This is a genomic window from Citrobacter sp. RHB36-C18, from assembly GCF_013814485.1.
Lineage (GTDB): Bacteria > Pseudomonadota > Gammaproteobacteria > Enterobacterales > Enterobacteriaceae > Citrobacter > Citrobacter braakii.
This window is the reverse complement of the sequence record NZ_CP057125.1, coordinates 3,604,133-3,620,074: the sequence shown is the minus strand read 5'-3', so window position 1 is coordinate 3,620,074 and position 15,942 is coordinate 3,604,133. Positions and strand designations below refer to the sequence as shown.

The 15,942-nt window shown below is 52.3% G+C and carries 17 protein-coding genes; 5 read left to right on the top strand and 12 right to left on the bottom strand.

Going from position 1 to position 15,942, the window contains the following annotated elements:
* Nucleotides 1-75: 75 nt before the first annotated feature.
* From yajO to xseB, 4 genes are read right to left on the bottom strand one after another with little or no spacing between them, the layout of a single operon-like run.
* The gene (gene yajO / locus HVZ52_RS17365) at nucleotides 76-1,050 is read right to left on the bottom strand and encodes a 1-deoxyxylulose-5-phosphate synthase YajO (protein ID WP_181598522.1); all 975 of its coding nucleotides are present in this window, start codon (nucleotides 1,048-1,050) and stop codon (nucleotides 76-78) included.
* Nucleotides 1,051-1,106: 56 nt separating this feature from the next.
* Complete coding sequence (dxs, locus tag HVZ52_RS17360; protein WP_103928972.1) at nucleotides 1,107-2,969, bottom strand: 1-deoxy-D-xylulose-5-phosphate synthase; 1,863 nt, start codon at nucleotides 2,967-2,969, stop codon at nucleotides 1,107-1,109.
* Between the two features lie 24 nt (nucleotides 2,970-2,993).
* Entirely contained in the window at nucleotides 2,994-3,893 is a 900-nt protein-coding gene (ispA, locus tag HVZ52_RS17355; protein WP_016152039.1) for a (2E,6E)-farnesyl diphosphate synthase, read from the bottom strand.
* Complete coding sequence (gene xseB / locus HVZ52_RS17350; protein ID WP_181598521.1) at nucleotides 3,894-4,136, bottom strand: exodeoxyribonuclease VII small subunit; 243 nt, start codon at nucleotides 4,134-4,136, stop codon at nucleotides 3,894-3,896.
* A 208-nt stretch (nucleotides 4,137-4,344) separates the two neighbouring features.
* On the opposite strand from xseB, the gene thiI reads away from it, so the two are divergent.
* Nucleotides 4,345-5,793: a tRNA uracil 4-sulfurtransferase ThiI gene (gene thiI / locus HVZ52_RS17345; protein WP_005125147.1), complete on the top strand. Its 1,449-nt coding sequence runs from the start codon at nucleotides 4,345-4,347 to the stop codon at nucleotides 5,791-5,793.
* A 99-nt stretch (nucleotides 5,794-5,892) separates the two neighbouring features.
* On the opposite strand, the gene HVZ52_RS17340 is transcribed toward thiI, so the two are convergent.
* Genes HVZ52_RS17340 through panE form a run of 3 tightly spaced genes read right to left on the bottom strand, consistent with a single transcriptional unit; the run spans nucleotide 5,893 to nucleotide 8,468 of the window.
* Nucleotides 5,893-6,972: a hypothetical protein gene (locus HVZ52_RS17340; protein ID WP_046276092.1), complete on the bottom strand. Its 1,080-nt coding sequence runs from the start codon at nucleotides 6,970-6,972 to the stop codon at nucleotides 5,893-5,895.
* Between the two features lie 31 nt (nucleotides 6,973-7,003).
* Entirely contained in the window at nucleotides 7,004-7,594 is a 591-nt protein-coding gene (gene yajL / locus HVZ52_RS17335; protein WP_016152043.1) for a protein deglycase YajL, read from the bottom strand.
* The gene (gene panE / locus HVZ52_RS17330; protein WP_181598520.1) at nucleotides 7,557-8,468 is read right to left on the bottom strand and encodes a 2-dehydropantoate 2-reductase; all 912 of its coding nucleotides are present in this window, start codon (nucleotides 8,466-8,468) and stop codon (nucleotides 7,557-7,559) included. Before panE ends, yajL begins: the two co-directional genes overlap by 38 nt.
* Nucleotides 8,469-8,642: 174 nt before the next feature.
* Here panE and HVZ52_RS17325 point away from each other — a divergent pair, with 174 nt between their 5' ends.
* Complete coding sequence (locus tag HVZ52_RS17325) at nucleotides 8,643-9,134, top strand: YajQ family cyclic di-GMP-binding protein (protein WP_003831002.1); 492 nt, start codon at nucleotides 8,643-8,645, stop codon at nucleotides 9,132-9,134.
* Nucleotides 9,135-9,228: 94 nt separating this feature from the next.
* Here the strand turns inward: HVZ52_RS17325 and HVZ52_RS17320 are convergent, their stop codons facing one another.
* A complete protein-coding gene (locus HVZ52_RS17320; RefSeq protein ID WP_016152045.1) occupies nucleotides 9,229-10,593 on the bottom strand; it encodes an MFS transporter in 1,365 nt (454 codons plus the stop codon).
* 182 nt (nucleotides 10,594-10,775) lie between these two features.
* Between HVZ52_RS17320 and tssD the strand changes: the two genes are divergently transcribed.
* Genes tssD through HVZ52_RS17305 form a run of 3 tightly spaced genes read left to right on the top strand, consistent with a single transcriptional unit; the run spans nucleotide 10,776 to nucleotide 12,048 of the window.
* The gene (gene tssD / locus HVZ52_RS17315) at nucleotides 10,776-11,258 is read left to right on the top strand and encodes a type VI secretion system tube protein TssD (RefSeq protein ID WP_046276105.1); all 483 of its coding nucleotides are present in this window, start codon (nucleotides 10,776-10,778) and stop codon (nucleotides 11,256-11,258) included.
* An 11-nt stretch (nucleotides 11,259-11,269) separates the two neighbouring features.
* Nucleotides 11,270-11,719 carry an STM2901 family protein gene (locus HVZ52_RS17310; RefSeq protein ID WP_047357696.1) on the top strand — a complete coding sequence of 150 codons (450 nt, stop codon included), beginning with the start codon at nucleotides 11,270-11,272 and terminating at the stop codon, nucleotides 11,717-11,719.
* Nucleotides 11,719-12,048: a DUF1493 family protein gene (locus HVZ52_RS17305; protein WP_047357697.1), complete on the top strand. Its 330-nt coding sequence runs from the start codon at nucleotides 11,719-11,721 to the stop codon at nucleotides 12,046-12,048. The genes HVZ52_RS17310 and HVZ52_RS17305 overlap by 1 nt, the downstream gene beginning before the upstream one ends.
* A gap of 59 nt (nucleotides 12,049-12,107) precedes the next feature.
* On the opposite strand, the gene cyoE is transcribed toward HVZ52_RS17305, so the two are convergent.
* The 4 genes from cyoE to cyoB are packed head-to-tail and all read right to left on the bottom strand — an operon-like array spanning nucleotide 12,108 to nucleotide 15,934.
* Nucleotides 12,108-12,998, bottom strand: coding sequence for a heme o synthase (gene cyoE, locus HVZ52_RS17300; protein ID WP_003831005.1), 891 nt, complete (start codon nucleotides 12,996-12,998; stop codon nucleotides 12,108-12,110).
* Between the two features lie 11 nt (nucleotides 12,999-13,009).
* Nucleotides 13,010-13,339 carry a cytochrome o ubiquinol oxidase subunit IV gene (locus HVZ52_RS17295; protein WP_003831006.1) on the bottom strand — a complete coding sequence of 110 codons (330 nt, stop codon included), beginning with the start codon at nucleotides 13,337-13,339 and terminating at the stop codon, nucleotides 13,010-13,012.
* Nucleotides 13,339-13,953, bottom strand: coding sequence for a cytochrome o ubiquinol oxidase subunit III (locus tag HVZ52_RS17290; protein ID WP_003831007.1), 615 nt, complete (start codon nucleotides 13,951-13,953; stop codon nucleotides 13,339-13,341). Before HVZ52_RS17290 ends, HVZ52_RS17295 begins: the two co-directional genes overlap by 1 nt.
* A complete protein-coding gene (gene cyoB, locus HVZ52_RS17285; RefSeq protein ID WP_003831008.1) occupies nucleotides 13,943-15,934 on the bottom strand; it encodes a cytochrome o ubiquinol oxidase subunit I in 1,992 nt (663 codons plus the stop codon). Before cyoB ends, HVZ52_RS17290 begins: the two co-directional genes overlap by 11 nt.
* Nucleotides 15,935-15,942: the final 8 nt, after the last annotated feature.

Genomic DNA, 15,942 nt, shown 5'->3' with positions numbered 1-15,942 from the left:
ACGCCTTATCCGGCCTGGAAACACGATGGCGGTTTCGTAGGCCCGATAAGCGCAGCGCCATCGGGCAATGCCAGATTATTTAAATCCGACCACCGGATGCTGTTTGTACGGCGTTTCCAGCTCGGCAATCTGCTCCGGCTTCAGCGTCAAATCCACCGCATTAAGTAACTCATCCAGCTGTTCCTCGCGCGAAGTGCCGATAATCGGCGCTGCCACACCCGGTTTGCTCAGCAGCCAGGCCAGCGCAACCTGCGCACGCGTTACGCCTAATTCCTCACTGACACCGGTCAGCCGCGCGGCAATTTGCGCGTCGTTTTCATCGCTCTCAGAGTATAAATTTTTACCGACTTCATCAGAAACCAGACGTGCGGTCGTTTCTCCCCAGGGGCGCGTCAGGCGACCACGCGCTAGCGGACTCCATGGGATCACCGCGACGCCTTCCTGATAGCAAAGCGGCAGCATTTCTCGTTCTTCCTCACGGTAGATCAGGTTGTAGTGATCCTGCATGCTAACGAACTGCGCCCAGCCGTGTTGTTTCTGTAAGGCCAGCGCCTGAGCAAACTGAGACGCGTGCATGGATGAGGCGCCAATAAAGCGAGCTTTACCGGCTTTCACTACGTCGTTAAGGGCTTCCAGCGTTTCTTCGATAGGCGTATTGTAATCCCAGCGGTGAATTTGCAGGATGTCCACATAGTCCATACCCAGGCGTCTGAGGCTATCGTCGATTGAGCGCAAGATTTGTGCGCGGGATAATCCTTCCGCTAAATCATCAACCTGGTGAAAAACCTTGGTGGCGACCACGACCTCTTCGCGGCGGGCGAAATCACGCAGCGCGCGGCCGACAATCTCTTCGCTGCTGCCAGCGGAGTAGCTATTGGCGGTATCAAAAAAGTTAATGCCGCCTTCAATAGCGTGTTTGATTATCGGGCGGCTGCTTTCTTCAGGTAGCGTCCAGGCGTGATTGCCGCGATTGGGCTCGCCAAACGTCATGCAACCCAGGCAAAGGCGGGAGACCCGTAGGTCGGTTTTTCCTAAGGTGTTGTATTTCATTAATCCACTCCTGCTATGCTCGTGATGAGTTAAGCATAGCAGGAGCGGGGAGGGGATTATGCCAGCCAGGCCTTGATTTTGGCCTCAATTCCGGCGGCATTAAGTCCCAGTTCGGCGCGAGCCTCGTCCTGAGTCCCCTGCGGGATGAAGAAGTCAGGCAGGCCAATGTTCAGCACCGGAACAGGCTTGCGATGGGCCATTAGCACTTCGTTTACGCCGCTACCAGCGCCGCCCATAATGGCATTCTCTTCGAGGGTGACCAGCACCTCGTGTTGGGCTGCCATTTCGAGGATCAACGTTTCATCCAACGGTTTCACAAAGCGCATATCAACCAGCGTGGCGTTCAGTGATTCTGCGACCTGATCGGCTTCTGGCATTAGGGTGCCGAAGTTGAGAATCGCCACTTTCGCACCGTGACGCTTCACGATGCCTTTGCCGATTGGCAGATGTTCCAGCGGCGCCAGCTCAACACCCACCGCGTTACCGCGCGGATAACGTACGACCGTTGGACCGTCGTTGTAGTGATAGCCGGTGAACAGCATCTGGCGACATTCGTTCTCATCGCTTGGGGTCATAATGACCATTTCCGGGATACAGCGCAGGAAAGAGAGGTCGAACGCCCCTTGGTGGGTTTGTCCATCTGCGCCAACGATACCTGCCCGGTCGACGGCGAACAGGACCGGCAGTTTCTGGATGGCGACATCATGCAGTACCTGATCGTAAGCGCGTTGCAGGAAGGTGGAATAAATAGCCACGACCGGCTTATAACCGCCAATCGCCAGACCGGCTGCAAACGTCACCGCGTGCTGCTCGGCAATCGCCACATCAAAGTAGCGGTCCGGGAACTTACGTGAGAACTCCACCATACCGGAGCCTTCGCGCATCGCCGGGGTGATCGCCATCAGCTTATTGTCTTTCGCCGCGGTCTCGCACAGCCAGTCACCGAAGATTTTTGAATAGCTCGGCAGGCCGCCGCTGCTTTTCGGCAGGCATCCGCTGGATGGATCGAATTTGGGTACCGCGTGGAACGTAATCGGATCTTTTTCCGCAGGCTCGTAGCCACGACCTTTTTTGGTCATGATGTGCAGGAACTGTGGACCTTTGAGATCGCGCATGTTCTTAAGCGTGGTGATAAGCCCCAGCACGTCGTGACCGTCCACCGGACCAATATAGTTAAAGCCCAGCTCTTCAAACAGCGTACCCGGCACAACCATGCCTTTGATGTGCTCTTCGGTACGTTTGAGCAGTTCTTTAATCGGTGGTACACCGGAGAACACTTTCTTCCCGCCTTCGCGCAGCGAGGAGTAGAGTTTGCCAGAGAGCAGTTGCGCCAGGTGATTGTTCAGCGCGCCGACGTTCTCTGAAATCGACATTTCGTTGTCGTTGAGGATAACCAGCATGTCGGGCTTAATATCACCCGCGTGGTTCATCGCTTCAAATGCCATGCCTGCGGTGATTGCACCGTCCCCAATCACACAAACGGTACGGCGTTCCTTGCCTTCTTTCTCGGCGGCAACCGCAATACCGATACCTGCGCTGATGGAGGTTGAGGAGTGCCCAACGCTCAGTACGTCATATTCGCTCTCACCGCGCCATGGGAATGGATGCAAACCGCCTTTCTGCCGAATGGTGCCGATTTTATCGCGGCGGCCGGTCAGAATTTTGTGCGGGTAAGCCTGATGTCCCACATCCCAGATTAACTGGTCAAACGGGGTGTTGTAGACGTAGTGCAGCGCTACGGTGAGTTCCACCGTGCCCAGACCAGAGGCGAAGTGCCCGCTGGAACGGCTTACGCTGTCGAGCAAATAGCGGCGCAGTTCGTCGCAAAGCTTTGGCAGGCTCTCTTTTGGCAGCAGGCGTAACTCCTGAGTGGAGTCGACCAGCGCCAGGGTCGGGTATTTGGCTATATCAAAACTCATCGCAAGCTCATGGGATATGTTGGTTTATTTATCACGCTGGATTATGTAGTCCGCTAGCGCTTCCAGTGCCGAGGTATCGAGTGACTGTGCAGCCAGCAAACTTAGCGACTGGCGGGCATCCTCAATTAAATCCCGGGCTTTATTCTGGGCTTGCTCAAGACCCAGAAGTGCAGGATAGGTACTTTTGCCAAGCTGCTGGTCAGCACCCTGACGTTTACCCAATGTTGCAGTATCGCCTACCACATCCAGGATGTCATCCTGAACCTGGAAGGCCAGACCGATGCTTTCTGCGTACTTGTCGAGTATTGCCAGGCATTCTCGCCCTTTATCGCCAGCGCTTAACGCACCCAGACGCACGGCAGCGCGAATCAATGCCCCGGTTTTATGGCGGTGAATACGCTCCAGCGCATCCAATTCTACCTGATGGCCTTCAGCGTCCAGATCCAACGCCTGACCGCCGCACATACCGGCGATACCGCTGGCCTGGGCCAGTTCAGAGATCATCGCGATGCGATCACGATCAGAAACTTCCGGCATCGGGGCGTCGCTGATAATGGAGAACGCTAGCGTCTGTAGCGCATCTCCAGCCAGGATCGCATTAGCCTCGCCAAATTTTACGTGGCAGGTCGGCAGACCGCGGCGCAGGTCATCGTCGTCCATCGCGGGTAAGTCATCGTGCATCAGCGAATAGGCATGGATACACTCGACGGCGGCAGCGGGAGCATCAAGCGTACTCAGGCTGACGCCAAACATCTGACCGGTCGCATACACCAGAAACGGGCGCAGACGTTTACCGCCTAATAATGCGCCATATTGCATGGTTTCGACCACGGGAGTGTTCTGAAAGGGCAATGGCGCGATAAAACGGCTCAGTGCCTGGTTGGCCTGCTCAACGCAAGCCTGTAGCTGCTGCGTAAAATCCATTTACTCATTATCCGGTGTGAAAGGCGTAAGGGCGTCGTCTTCAGTATCTGACAGCAGGATTTGTACGCGCTGTTCAGCCTGCTGCAACTTGACCTGTCCCTGACGTGCTAACTGTACGCCACGTTCAAATTCGTTCAGCGCTTCTTCCAGCGGCAGGTCGCCGCTTTCCAGACGGGTAACAATCTGTTCCAGGTCGCTCAGCGCTGTTTCAAAACTGGCTGGCGCTTCATTTTTCTTCGGCATAATGAATGTCTGACTCTCTGTATTGGCAGCACAAGGCTATGGTAACGGACTCGCACTGATAAGCAAATAACGCGCAATGGTAAGGCGATGTGCACAGGATGACCATGATGGTGGTATACTTGCGCGCCTGGATGCAGCCGCAGGGTATGGGCTGCTGTATTTTTTTCCATTACAAGTCATTCAGACTTGCCAAAGAACCATTGCCGCCATGAAGTTTATCATTAAATTGTTCCCAGAAATCACCATCAAAAGCCAATCTGTGCGTTTGCGCTTTATAAAAATTCTGACAGGGAACATTCGTAACGTTTTAAAGCACTATGATGAAGACCTTGCCGTTGTCCGCCACTGGGATCACGTTGAGGTTCGCGCTAAAGATGAAAGCCAGCGCCTGGATATTCGCGACGCGCTGACCCGTATTCCGGGGATCCACCATATTCTCGAAGTTGAAGACGTGCCGTTTACCGATATGCACGATATTTTCGAGAAAGCGCTGGTGCAGTATCGCGATCAACTGGAAGGCAAAACCTTCTGCGTACGCGTTAAGCGTCGCGGTAAGCATGAGTTTAGCTCTATTGAGGTGGAACGCTATGTTGGCGGTGGACTGAACCAGCATATTGAATCCGCACGCGTGAAGCTGACGAAGCCGGACGTGACGGTTAATCTTGAAATCGAAAACGACCGTCTGCTGCTGGTTAAAGGCCGCTATGAAGGTATTGGCGGTTTCCCGATCGGGACGCAGGAAGATGTACTGTCGCTGATTTCCGGTGGTTTCGACTCCGGCGTGTCCAGCTATATGCTGATGCGTCGCGGCTGCCGTGTACACTACTGCTTCTTTAATCTCGGCGGCGCAGCGCATGAAATCGGCGTTCGCCAGGTGGCGCATTATCTGTGGAACCGCTTTGGTAGCTCGCATCGCGTGCGTTTTGTCGCGATCAACTTTGAGCCGGTGGTTGGCGAGATCCTGGAGAAAGTCGACGACGGTCAGATGGGCGTGGTCCTTAAACGTATGATGGTTCGTGCAGCGTCGAAAGTCGCTGAGCGCTACGGCGTACAGGCGCTGGTAACCGGTGAAGCGCTGGGCCAGGTGTCCAGCCAGACGCTGACCAACCTGCGCCTGATCGATAACGTTTCTGACACCCTGATCCTGCGCCCGCTTATCTCCCATGATAAGGAGCACATCATTAATCTGGCGCGTGAAATTGGTACTGAGGACTTTGCCCGTACCATGCCGGAATACTGCGGTGTGATTTCAAAAAGCCCGACGGTGAAAGCGATTAAAGCGAAGATTGAGGCCGAAGAAGAAAACTTCGATTTCTCTATCCTCGATAAAGTGGTTGAAGAAGCGAACAATATCGATATTCGTGATATCGCCCAGCAGACGCAGCAGACCGTGGTGGAAGTGGAAACCGTGAGCGGCTTCGGCCCGAACGATGTGATTCTGGATATCCGCTCTGTGGATGAACAGGATGACAAACCGCTGAAGGTTGACGGTGTGGACGTCGTTTCTCTGCCGTTCTACAAACTGAGCACCAAATTCGGCGATCTGGACCAGAGTAAAACCTGGCTGCTGTGGTGTGAACGCGGAGTGATGAGCCGTCTGCAGGCGCTGTATCTGCGCGAGCAGGGCTTTGAAAACGTGAAGGTATATCGCCCGTAGTGACTTTTGCCTGAGGGTGCTGCGCTTATCAGGCCTGCAAGCGGTATGTTTTGTAGGCCTGATAAATTGTTTACGCTGCCATCCGGCAATATAACAATATTATTCAAAACGGATGGGGAGCTTTTTCCCGTTCGACTCCCAGACACCCTGATAGACGCCGTCTTTTAACTCCAGCGTTATCTTCTCTTCCGATTGTTCAGCGGCAGAGGTCTTCAGTACATAATGTTGATTGTCGGCTGTGTCGCATTTACCGTTTAATTCAATCGGTGCGCCAAATTTCTGGTAAAAGTAAGCCCCTTCAAAAAAATCACCGTATTTGCAGTCGACCTTCAACACAATACGCATGCTTTTTCCCAACGTGCCGTACATGACCTTGCCGTCAATGCCGGGCGCTGGCGAAACCGGTGTAGATCTCTTTGCGGCAGTCAGATACTGGCCGTAAGGCGTGAGCTGATTATGCAGTTCAACGGTCGGGATTTTCGTGGTGAAATCGCCCAGTTCGTCACCCGCGCGATTGGCGTGGTTGCTACAACGTCCGTTCAGGAAAGCCAGATGGTCTTTTTGCAGGGAGAATTTGTCGATGTAGTACAGACCGTCGGTGTAGGTTGCACACGATGCGTAGAATTCGGCAAAGCCAGAATCTCCACCGTCTTCTTTTATTTGCTCCGGCTTTTGTGATTTCTGTGCGGCAACAAAGGTATCAATTTGGCTGCGGATATCTTTTCTGATACGGGTGTTTAATTCGGTCATCGTGGAGCGGGAAAAGAGGTCGTTAAGGGTAATTGTCGCGCCGTTGGCTAAATCGAAGCTGATCGGTACATTGTACGACTCGCAATACGCCCCGCAGCCTTCGACAAACATGTTGAGGGTCAACACTTTGGCGTCGCGATACTCAACCGTGTAGTCAAGGTTTGCGGTGGGATTCATCTCTGATTTCGCAAACTGATTCACGGTCGCTCGTGGATTATTTCCCGGTAGCTGATTGATAAAGCTTGTGAAAATATAATCGTTAATGCGTTTTGCAACCTGTGGGTTATCCGTTGAGGTAAACCACGGCACGCGATATTGCATCTCAGTGCTTGCGGGATAGCGATACTCAAGGCTCTCAATTTCAAGTTGAGTCGCACTGGCGTAGCCGGAAAGGAGCAGTAAAGCCACTCCGCTCAGATATCCTTTCATCATAATTCCTTGAATGCGAGTGGCCTGAAGATTACTCGTAGTAGTTATAAATTCCCGCTGCCATCACCAGTTGTGATGCCACTTCGTAAGCTTTTTCGCGACTCACCAGGAGATCAATGATTTTTAAACCGAAATCGATTGAGGTTCCCGGTCCCTGGCTGGTTAACAGATTGACGCGCGGATCCCATACGACGCGCTTATCCTGCCACTGGTCAGTGGGAATATTGTCTTTCAGCGCCGGAAAACCGGTCATGTTACCAATGGGAAAAATATCGTGTGGGACGAGGACTGTGGCGGCAGCGGCGCAAATTGCCGCGACAATGCGCCCGGAGCGATGAAACTGTTTCACGGTTTCGACAAGCAGAGGGCTGTCGCGAAAACACTCGGCGCCTTTAATACCGCCGGGCAGCACGATAATGTCGAAATCCCCGTCAGCAACTTCCACTAATGGTGCATCCGCCAGTAGTTTTACGCCGCGTGAGCACACGATCGTCAGGCCGCCATCGCTGGCAACGCTGGCGGTCGTGACCTTAATTCCGCCGCGAACCAGCAGATCGATAGTGGTGACCGCTTCGGTCTCTTCACTACCAGGGGCGAGACATACCAGTGCTTGAGCGCTCATACTCACTTTCCTTTCTCTTAACCATTTCAAACAGGCGGGCATTTTCCGGTACGGCGATGCCGTGCGCGCGGGCGCGTTTTAACAAATAACCAGTAATGTAGTCGATCTCAGTATGGCGCAGGGCATGTATGTCTTGCAGCATTGATGAGATATTTTCCGCCGTACTGTCAATCACTTGCTCAACATAATAGCGTAAATCATCTGCTGATGTGTGGTGGCCTTCGCGTTCAATGACCGCCGCCACCTCCTCGCAGATGAGCGCTATTTTTTCAGGATGATGGCGTAACTCTCCATTTGAGCAATCCCATAATGCGGTCAGCGGGTTAATGACGCAGTTGACGGCCAGCTTGCGCCACAACTCAGCACGAATATTGTTGTGCCAGGCGACGTCCGGCAGCACCTCTTGCAGGACTTCAGCCAGATAACTGAAATCACCGTCTTGTTCACGCGGCGGACCAATCCTTGTTGTTCCCTGAGCGACATGAATGATCACGTTCCCGTCACGGCGTGCCGCGTGGGTTGTGGTGCCCATCAATAGAGGTTGCTTAATGTTATGCAACTCTTCAATCGTCCCCATACCGTTGTGAATCAGCAGAATGGGAGTGGTGTCAGGCAGAATGGCGGCCAGGCCTTTGACCGCATCAGAAACCTGCCAGGCTTTCAGAGTGACAAGCAGCAGGTCGCTTTTCGCCAAAAAATCGGGGTCGTTTGCCGTCAGGGATTCATTGAATACTGACCCATCCGTGTCGATCAGGTTAACGCTGCAATAGGGTTGCGGTACGCGTAGCCACCCCTGAACCTCATGTCCATGTTTGCACAGCGTGGTTAGCCAAAGCTGTCCTAACGCTCCACATCCCAGTACGGTAATTTTCATTCTTCCTCCTCACCTGCAACATCACCAGGTGTTAATCCATATCGGCCGTACCCCATTATTGTTCGCCGGTATCAGTACCACGTACAATTAAAGGATACAGCCTAGTATAGCGCTGTCTGTTGTGTAACTTTGCAGGTATTATGCTTCGCATCAAAAATGAAGGGAGAGGAAAAGATGCCATCTTTCGATATTGTTTCTGAAGTTGATCTTCAGGAAGCCCGTAACGCGGTAGATAACGCCAGCCGCGAAGTGGAGTCACGCTTTGATTTTCGTGGCGTTGAAGCGACTTTTGAGCTGAACGAGTCGAATAAGACGATTAAGGTGCTAAGCGAGTCTGATTTCCAGGTCAATCAGTTGCTGGATATTTTACGTGCCAAGCTGCTGAAACGTGGTATTGAAGGCACTTCGTTGGACGTACCAGAAACCTTCGTGCACAGCGGTAAAACCTGGTTTGTTGAAGCTAAGCTGAAACAGGGCATTGAAAGCGCGGTGCAAAAGAAAATCGTTAAGCTGATCAAAGACAGCAAACTGAAGGTGCAGGCGCAGATTCAGGGCGAAGAAATCCGCGTGACCGGCAAGGCGCGTGACGATCTGCAATCCGTTATGGCGCTGGTTCGCGGCGGCGATCTCGGCCAGCCGTTCCAGTTTAAGAACTTCCGCGATTAAGTCGTAATGCCTGATGGCGCTACGCTTATCCGGCCTACAGGTTGCACACGCTATTTGTAGGCTGGATCAAACGATAGTCGCCATCTGGCACTCTTCACGCCTGGCTGATGGCCTGTTCAACCTCAAATCGATTCGTCACTTTGCTGTCGATTTTCACGTAAGCCGAATGCTCTTTCGCAACAATTAACACTTCGCTTATCCCTTCTTTAGCCAGTAGACGCTGCTTAAGGGTGTCATCTGCGGCAATCTCAGGTGGGATTTCCACTCGCAGGCTACTGACATACGGCGGCTCTTTCATTGTGCTTGCCACCAACAACCAAACTGCCGCCAGAAGCGCGCCGGCCAGGAATACCGCCTGACCATCAAACATTTCGACCACCCAACCGCCGAGCGAACCGCCAATCGCCACGCCAAGAAACTGGCTGGTGGAGTAAACGCCCATCGCCGTGCCTTTATAGCCAGCCGGAGACTCTTTGCTGATAAGCGAGGGGAGGAGGGCCTCCATCAGGTTGAAGGCGAGGAAGAATATCTGAACGCCCGCAATCAGCCCCCAAAAACGCACGTTAGCGCTCCACAATACAATCTCTGCGATAAGGATCAGTAACACGCAGGCGAGGAATACGCGCTTCATCCGCCGCTTCACTTCTGCGTAAATGATGAACGGCACCACGGAAACAAAGGACAGCAGCATCGTCACCAGATAAATTTTCCAGTGCTCTGCGGCGGGGAAACCGGCTTTCGCCAGTTGGCCCGGTAAGGCGACGAAAGTGGACATCAACAAAATGTGCAGACACATGATGCCAAAGTTGAGCTTGAGCAGTTTGGGCTCCGCCAGCACTTTGCTGAAGCTGCCTTTTACCATGCCAGATTCGCGGTTCAGCACGTGGCTGGTGCTATTGGGAACGACCCAAATGGTTAGCACGATGCCGGTGGTTGCAAGAGCTGCAATCATCCAGAACAGCGCGTGTAGTCCCAGCGCATGGGTAACGATCGGTCCTAGCACCATCGCAATGGCGAAGGTGATACCAAAGCTGACGCCGATAAACGCCATCGCTTTGGTACGGTTTTGCTCACGGGTTAAGTCGGAAAGCAGCGCCATCACGGCGGCGGCAATCGCGCCAGAGCCTTGCAAAGCGCGACCGAGAATAATGCCCCAGATTGAATCGGAGAGGGCGGCAATCACGCTGCCGAGAACGAATACCGCCAGCCCGCCGACGATAAGCGGCTTACGACCGATGCGGTCTGAAAGCAGACCAAAGGGGATCTGGAAAACGGCTTGCGCCAGACCATAAATGCCAATAGCAAGGCCAATCAGCGCTTCACTGGCCCCCTGTAGCGCCATACCGTACGTGGTCAGAACCGGCAGAACCATAAACATGCCAAGCATGCGCAACGAGAATACGGTCCCTAAACCCCAGGTGGCGCGCAACTCACCGGGCGTCATTTTGTAATCGTTCATTCCCACCTCTGTATTAATTTCGCGCCTAGTGTAAAGCGGGGAAGGAGTGCGGTAAACCTCTACGATATGTGGAATTGTGTAGTGGGAAAATTGAAATAATTACAATTGCGACTAATTTACTTGCGATAATTACAGGTGTAGTCTTTTTGTGGTTATTTCTAATGGAAAGAGGGAAAAGGAAAATGGCGATTCCGGGCAATATGTGGATTTATGACGATGGTGGTGCGCTGATTAAGGGCGGGTGTGATGTAGAGGGAAGAGAATACAGTATTGAATTTAAAGGCTTTCATCACAATTTGTCTATTCCCACTGATAACGGTACAGGCAAGCCAACAGGCACACGCCAACATTCACCGATGATGATCATCAAAGAGTTTGACTACTCTAGCCCGTATTTATACAAAGCTGTCGCTTCTGGTCAGAATCTTAAGTCTGCAGAGATTCGTTGGTACAAAATCAATGATGCCGGTCAGGAAGTTGAATACTTCAATATGTTTCTGGAAGGGGTGCGGATTGTCTCCGTTTCTCCCTCGATGGCTGGTCCAGAGGACATGAATAATAACCATCTTGAAACCATAGAATTACGCTACGAAAAAATCACCTGGAAGCATTGCGACGGGAACATTATCTATACCGACGCATGGAATGACCGGCAGACGGCATAATGGGGGATTGAATGGACACAACTGAAGAGGCGAATGGAACCTATTGGTATCATGGTCACAGCAATCTGTCCGCTGGCGAATTGTTCGATCTCATCTTTCTGGAACAGTTTTGTGATGAGTTAGGTATTGGTATTGAATCGGGAGCCGCTATTCTGGCTGGTCAACCCTGGTTGAAGACGAGACAAAAACCTTCCGGGGCTATTGAAGGAACAAGTGTTGTTTCCAAATACGGGAGAATGCTTCTGAAAGATGCGCGGGTACCATTTGGTATTAAAGTCCCCACTCCGGTGGGGTTAAGGATACAAAGCACTAACAAACTCGCTGCTGTGATTGCTCGTTATGTACCCTGGCTTGGGTGGATTGGTCTTGTAAATGCACTTGTGCAAGTATCCAGAAAGACTCAGATAAAATACAACTTAATTGCTCGCTCTAAAGATCGCATTCAGTGGACATCATTCTAATGAGTATTCAAGACGATGTGTTAAAGCTTTTCAGGGAAGAAATACCTGGGTATTTGGATGAAAACTGGAAAGAGGTTCCTTTAGAACTCGACTCAGATTTGTTTGATGCCCCCGGTGATGATCTTCACAGTGCTCTGGATCGATATGAGAAAGAGTTCAAAGTCGATTTATCATGTGTGAACTGGAAACCTTATTATCCATGGCACAATCTGCCACTATTCACTAGATGGTTCAAAGCTAACCGGGAAGAAGTGGAAGCAACACGCATACCGCTAACCGTAAGGATGTTTGCTGAGTCGGCTGAAGCGGGGAAATGGCTTTATGACTGAATAACATCCCTGCCAATAAAAAAGGGTGCCGGAGGCACCCTTTTCGTATCAGCAGATCGTTACCAGACGTAAGTCAGCAGGTTCTGCGAGTTTGGCACCATAAAGTCAACGGACATCATCACGGAAAGCGCGGTAATGGCGATGATGGAGAAACCGAACAGCTTGCGTGCCCAGACCCTGTCATCTTCCACTTTATAACCGCGCAGCGCCATGCCCAACCACCAGACACTCACCGCCGCAGCAACAATCAGGTATTTATAACCAGCATAGCCGCCCAGGGTTAGCATCAGCGTGGCGATAGCAAACGCCACGATGTACAGCGTGATATGGTTCTTCGCGACCGAAATACCTTTCACCACCGGCAGTACCGGGATGTTGGCTGCCTGATAATCCTTAAAGCGGAAAATCGCAATCGCGTAAGAGTGCGGCATCTGCCACAGACTGAAAATAGCCAGCAGAATCAGCGCACCGCTATCGAACTCACCGGTTACGGCGCAGTAGCCAATCACCGGCGGCGCAGCACCGGAGAGTGAGCCAATCAGCGTGCCATAAACGGAATGGCGCTTCATGTACAGGCTATAGACGCCCACATAGACCACGAAGCCCATTACCCCCAGCCAGCAGGCCAGAGGGTTCGCGCCAAACCACAGCAGCATAAAGCCAGCAATACCCAGCAGGGTGGCGTATACCAGCGAGACCGCAGGGGAAATCAGACCTTTAACCAGCACGCGGTTTTTGGTCCTCTCCATCTTCCTGTCGATATCCCTGTCGATGTAGTTGTTAAATACACAACCCGACGCCACAACCAGTGACACCCCAACCAACGTGTAGATAAACAGGGGATAATCAATGCTGCCTTTCGAGGCCAGCAGGAATCCCCCAATCACCGAGATCAGGTTGCCAAAGATGATGCCTGGTTTTGTTACTTGCAGGTATTGCTTAAACATCATAATCGCCGCTCTTAGTGCATCATCATGTTGTAGTTAAGGTTCCACATAATCCAGATGGAGCCCACAACCAGGATGGCGATGATTAGCACAGTAAAGACAAAGGCTGTCATGTTCCAACCTTCATCAGATTTGCTATTCATGTGCAGGAAGCACACCAGGTGCACCAGAATCTGTACCACTGCCATTGCCAGAATAGTTCCCAGAATGACGGCAGGAGAGGCAGAACCTGTCATGACCATCCAGAACGGAATAACCGTCAGGATTATCGACAGGATAAAACCTGTCATGTAGGTTTTTACGCTGCCATGGGATGCGCCGCCGCTCTCGTTAGAATGACTCATTACATCGCCCCCATCAGATAAACAACAGTGAACACACAGATCCACACCACATCCAGGAAGTGCCAGAACAGGCTCAGGCACATGATGCGGGTACGGTTAGTACTGGTCAGGCCGCGACGAGCAACTTGCACCATCAGCACTGCCATCCAGATAAGACCGGAGGTGACGTGCAGACCGTGCGTGCCGACCAGCGCGAAGAACGCAGACAGGAAGCCGCTGCGATCCGGGCCCATACCGTTAACAATCAGGTGATGGAATTCATAGAGTTCCATCCCGATGAATCCGGCACCGAACAAGAAGGTCAACGCCAGCCAGGAGATAACCTGGCTCTTGTTGTTCTTGTACATGGCGATCGCCGCCATGCCGTAAGTAATAGAGCTGAATAACAGCAGGAATGTTTCAACCAGAACGAACGGCAGTTCAAAAATGTCCTTACCTGTTGGACCACCAGCGGTGCCGTTCACCAGAACGGCATAGGTTGCAAACAGAATAGAGAACAGAATGCAGTCGCTCATCAGGTAGACCCAGAATCCGAAGATCTTGGTCTGGCCTGCATCGTGGTGCCCGTGTTCGTGCGCGTGGGCAGTCGCGTGCGTTAAAGTATCAGTTGCCATTTTTCAGCCCTGCCTTAGTAATCTCATCGAAATGCTGGTTTTCCAGTTTTTCGACTTCCGGGACCGGCACGTAGTAATCCACGTCTTCATCAAAGCTTTTCACAATCCAGCTGATGATCATGCCTGCGAAGCTTGCAATCGCCAGCCACCAGATATGCCAGATCATGGCGAAACCAAACAGTGTTGCGAAGGCGGTAATGACGATACCGGCACCGCTGTTTTTCGGCATATGAATTTCTTCATAGTGCGCAGGCTGCTTGTACGCTTCACCTTTTTCTTTCATTTCCCAGAAGGCATCACGCTCATGAACGTGCGGCACAACGGCAAAGTTGTAGAACGGAGGCGGGGAAGAGGTTGCCCACTCCAGCGTACGACCACCCCATGGGTCACCGGTCAGGTCGCGGTTCTGCTCGCGGTCGCGAATAGAAACGAAGATCTGAATCAGCTGGCACAGGATACCCAATGCAATCAGCGCGGCACCGCAGGCGGCAACGACCAGCATCGGATGGAACTGCGGGTCAATCTGCTGGCTGAGGCGACGGGTCATCCCCATAAAGCCCAGCACATACAGCGGCATAAACGCCACGAAGAAGCCGATGATCCAGAACCAGAATGCGCGTTTACCCCAGGTTTCGTTCAGCGTGAAGCCAAACGCTTTTGGCCACCAGTAGGTCATACCTGCGAAGCATCCAAATACGACGCCGCCGATGATAACGTTATGGAAGTGCGCAATCAGGAACAGACTGTTGTGCAGCACGAAGTCCGCACCCGGAACCGCCAGCAGTACGCCGGTCATGCCGCCGACTGAGAAGGTAACGATAAAGCCAATCGTCCACAGCATCGCTGAGTGGAATACGATACGACCCTGGTACATGGTGAACAGCCAGTTGAAGATCTTCACCCCGGTCGGGATGGCGATAATCATGGTGGTAATACCGAAGAAGGCGTTTACGTTAGCGCCTGCACCCATGGTGAAGAAGTGGTGCAGCCAAACAACGAACGACAGAACGGTGATACAGACGGTTGCCCACACCAGTGAGGTGTAACCAAACAGACGTTTACGTGAGAAGGTTGCAGCGATTTCGGAGAACACACCGAAGACCGGCAGAACCAGAATGTACACTTCCGGATGGCCCCAGGCCCAAATCAGGTTGATGTACATCATCATGTTGCCGCCCATATCGTTGGTAAAGAAATGGGTGCCCAGATAGCGATCCAGGGTCAGCAACGCGACGGTAACCGTCAGGATTGGGAAAGACGCGATAATCAGGATGTTCGCACACAGCGATGCCCAGCTAAATACCGGCATCTTGAACATGGTCATTCCTGGCGCACGCATCTTAATGATGGTCACAAAGAAGTTGATCCCGGTTAGGGTTGTACCAATACCGGACAACTGGACTGCCCATATCCAATAATCGACCCCGACGCTTGGACTGTACTCTATTCCCGAGAGTGGCGGGTACGCCAGCCAACCGGTCTGTGCGAATTCACCCACGCCCAGAGACAGGTTAACCAGGATTACGCCGACAACGGTGAACCAGAAGCTCAGGTTGTTCAGGAACGGGAATGCAACGTCACGTGCGCCGATCTGCAGCGGAACCACCAGGTTCATCAGACCGATAACAAATGGCATTGCCACGAAGAAGATCATAATCACGCCGTGAGCCGTGAAGATCTGGTCGTAGTGGTGAGGTGGCAGGAAGCCCGCTTCACCTGCAGAAGCCAGCGCTTGCTGACTACGCATCATGATGGCGTCGGCAAAGCCACGAATCAACATGACGATTGCGACAATGACATACATGATGCCAAGACGTTTGTGGTCAACCGAAGTTAGCCACTCTTTCCACAGGTAGGTCCACTTACCGAAGTAAGTGATTAGGCCCAGTAAGGCCGCACCACCGATGATAATGGCAGCGATCGTAACCATGACAATTGGTTCATGGAACGGCACTGCATCCAGCGTCAATTTTCCGAACATCGTATTCT